3 protein-coding genes are annotated in these 3,576 nt (G+C 63.4%); 2 read left to right on the top strand and 1 reads right to left on the bottom strand.

The features are described from left to right. A partial coding sequence (locus tag ABY403_RS14505) for a ComEC/Rec2 family competence protein (RefSeq protein ID WP_372841533.1) occupies window positions 1-1,434 on the bottom strand: 1,434 nt, incomplete at its 3' end. Between the two features lie 79 nt (window positions 1,435-1,513). Here ABY403_RS14505 and gltX point away from each other — a divergent pair. Together gltX and ABY403_RS14495 are read left to right on the top strand one after the other, a co-directional pair. Further along, complete coding sequence (gltX, locus tag ABY403_RS14500; RefSeq protein ID WP_372841532.1) at window positions 1,514-2,926, top strand: glutamate--tRNA ligase; 1,413 nt, start codon at window positions 1,514-1,516, stop codon at window positions 2,924-2,926. 60 nt (window positions 2,927-2,986) lie between these two features. After that, window positions 2,987-3,576: citrate/2-methylcitrate synthase (locus ABY403_RS14495; RefSeq protein ID WP_372841531.1), on the top strand; the 590-nt coding region annotated here is incomplete at its 3' end.

Raw genomic sequence — 3,576 nt, 5'->3', positions numbered from 1 at the left:
GGGTGCCGCGATCGCTGCAATGACGCCTGCGGGCATCACCGCCGTGCCCATCACCGGCACCACGAGAAGGTTGGCTAGCAGCCCGTATTCCTGCATCCGATTGAAATGCACAGCGGCAATCGGTGCCGAGGCAAACCCCGCAGCCAGCGAGGATAGGGTCAACATCGCCGCCGGTTTCAGCATCGCAGGCACGAGGTGCTGCACCGCCGCCCAAGGCCGATACACCAGAATCAATGCCACCGTCGCGCCGAACGACATCTGAAAACCCGGCTCCACCAGACTCTCAGGCTCTTTCACCAGCAGCACCAGTGCGGCCACCGCCACGGTGCGCAGGCTGATGGCGCGGCGGTCAACCAGCACGGCCACTAACATCGTCGCGGCCATCACATAGGCGCGTTCTGTCGCCACATTGGGCCCGGCGACCCAAAGGTAGATGCTTGCCGCCAGCAACGCCACCGCCGCCGCGATCTTCTTGACCGGCAACCACAGCGCCAGACTGCCCGCCAGCGCAAGCCCATAGCGCAGCGCGGCAAAGACAAACCCTGCCAACATGCCCATGTGCAGGCCCGAGATCGAAACGATGTGATAAAGGTTCGAGGCACGCATCGAGGCGTTGGTCGCCTCGGCTATGGCAGAGCGGTCACCCGTCATCAACGCCGCGGCAACCGCGCCCGCCTGCCCCGGCATACGCGCTTGCATTGCAGCCGAAAGGCGCATCCGCAGCCGATGCCCGGCCAGTGCCCAATCGCCAGCCTCAGGTGACGCGGCAAGCAGCACAGGCGCGCGGACATAGCCCACCGCGCCCAACCCTGAAAACCAAGAGTTACGCCGGAAATCATAGCTGTGTGGTGAGGCGGGGCCAGCCGGTGGCATCAGGTTCGCGGTCATCATCACACGCTGCCCCGGCTCGGCCAAAAGCTGCGATTGATCGCCGTGCAGGGCCACCCGCAACGTGGCCGGAGTGCGAGAGGGGGGCGTGTCTTCCAACACCACGCGGTCAAGCGTGAGGCGGATGTAATCAGCCCCAGACCTGTCGATCGCGATGATCCGGCCTTCGACCGGGCCGTAATAGCGAAAGCCGATCACCGGTGCCGCCAGATCATGCGCGCGGTACCCGGCCAGCAAAAAACCCGCCGCCGTCACCGCCAGCGCGGCAAAGGGCATGCGCGCGGCATCGGGCGCGCGCATCCACCCCGCGCCACCCAGCACCGCGCAGATGAAAGCCAGCGTATAGCTTGCCCGCCCCGGCTCCCAGTCAAGCGCGAACCATAGCCCGATGCCCGCCCCCAGCCAGATCGGCAGCCACAAAAAGAGGTCTGCACGCGCCGCGGCAAGTGCTGCGAGCGGATGGCGCAGCCCACCCCACGCCGCCGCCGCGCGCCGATCGGGGGCGGTGTGCGCTGCGCCCTCATATGGCTCGGCAAGACTGGCCAATCTTGTTTCTCCGCGCATCCTTGCCTAAGGATCGGCGCGAAAGCCTAACCGGCTCATGGTTACCGAAAGGTTAATGCAGATGTCCTCCTCCACTCCCGCCCCGGTGGTCACTCGGTTCGCGCCCTCGCCCACGGGCTATCTGCACATCGGCGGCGCGCGCACGGCGCTGTTCAACTGGCTCTATGCCCGCGGGCGTGGTGGCAAGTTTTTGCTGCGTATCGAAGATACCGACCGCGAGCGTTCCACCCCCGAGGCCACGGCGGCCATTCTGCGTGGGCTCGAATGGTTGGGGCTCGATTGGGACGGTGAGGCGATCAGCCAGTTCGCGCGGCGCGAGCGGCATGCCGAAGTGGCGCGCGAGATGCTGGCGCGCGGGGCCGCCTACAAATGCTTTTCAACCCAGCAAGAGATCGAAGCCTTCCGCGAGGCGGCCCGCGCCGATGGCCGCTCGACCCTGTTTCAAAGCCCTTGGCGCGACGCCGACCCCGCCAGCCACCCCGATGCGCCTTTCGTGATCCGCCTGAAGGCCCCGCGCGAGGGCGCTACGGTGATCGAAGATGCGGTTCAGGGCACGGTCACCTTTGGCAACGACCAGATCGACGACATGGTTTGTTTACGCTCTGATGGCACACCCACCTATATGCACGCCGTTGTGGTGGACGATCATGACATGGCAGTAACCCATATCATCCGCGGCGATGACCATCTGACCAATGCCGCGCGGCAAGTGCAAATCTACCGCGCAATGGGTTGGCCGGTGCCGGTTTTCGCGCATATCCCGCTGATCCACGGCCCCGACGGCAAAAAGCTGAGCAAGCGCCACGGCGCGGTCGGGCTCGAAGAATATCAGGCGATGGGCTACCCGGCGGCGGGCATGCGCAACTACCTCACCCGCCTCGGCTGGAGCCACGGCGACGACGAACTTTTCGACGACGCGCAGGCGCGAGACTGGTTCGATCTACCGGGAATCGGGCGCGCCCCGGCGCGGCTTGATTTCAAGAAACTCGAAAGCGTTTCGGGCTATCATATCGCGCGGGCCGATGACGCAGATCTTTTGCCAGAAATTGCGGCATATCTGGCCGCAGCCGGTAAGCCTGCGCTCAGCGCAACGCAGCGCGAAGGGTTGCGCCAAGCACTGCCCTTTACCAAGGAACGCGCAAAGACCTTTCCGGAACTTCTTGAAAAAGCACATTTTGCGCTGACCACCCGGCCGCTGGAGCTTGAACCGAAAGCGGCGGCGGCACTCGATTCGGCTGCCCGCGAACTGTTGCGAGATTTGACGCCGCATTTGCAAAATGCTAGCTGGACACGAGAGGCGCTCGAGGCCTCTGCAGCCACGGTTGCAGAGGCACATGGTCTTGGTCTTGGCAAACTCGCCGGGCCATTGCGGGCGGCACTCGCAGGGCGCATTGTAACGCCTAGCGTTTTCGACATGATGCTGGTGCTTGGCCGCGATGAAACGCTGGCGCGCATTGGCGACCAGGTGGCCTGAACGGGCCACCATCGAGAGGGATAACGCCCGACGTGATCGGGCAATGCGAGAGGGAAAAACATGGCCGAGACCAAGACCGCAACTCTGAACCTCGACGGAAAAACATATACCCTGCCAATTCTTAGTCCGTCCGTCGGCCCCGACGTGCTCGACATCCGCAAGCTTTATGGCGAAGCCGATGTCTTTACCTATGACCCGGGCTTCACCTCGACCGCCGCTTGCGAAAGCGCGATCACCTATATCGACGGCGACAAGGGAGAGTTGCTGTATCGCGGCTACCCGATCGAACAACTGGCGGAAAACTCGCATTTTCTCGAAGTCTGCTATCTGCTGTTGAATGGCGAACTGCCCTCGCCCAAGCAGATAACCGATTTCGAAGGTCGCATCACGCGCCACACAATGGTGCATGAGCAGATGCACTACTTCTTCCGCGGTTTCCGCCGTGACAGCCACCCGATGGCGACGATGGTGGGCGTGGTCGGCGCGATGTCGGCCTTCTACCACGACAGTCTCGATATCAATGACCCGTGGCAACGCGAAGTGGCGGCAATGCGCATGATCGCGAAATTGCCGACGATTGCGGCGATGGCGTTCAAATATTCGGTTGGCCAGCCCTTCGTCTACCCGCGCAATGACCTCGATTATGCGTC

Origin of the sequence: Phaeovulum sp. (assembly GCF_041596715.1) — a bacterium.
In the GTDB taxonomy this organism is placed as follows: Bacteria; Pseudomonadota; Alphaproteobacteria; order Rhodobacterales; family Rhodobacteraceae; genus UBA6213.
Note: the sequence above shows the minus strand (reverse complement) of the source record. Positions and strands in the feature narration are given on the sequence as shown.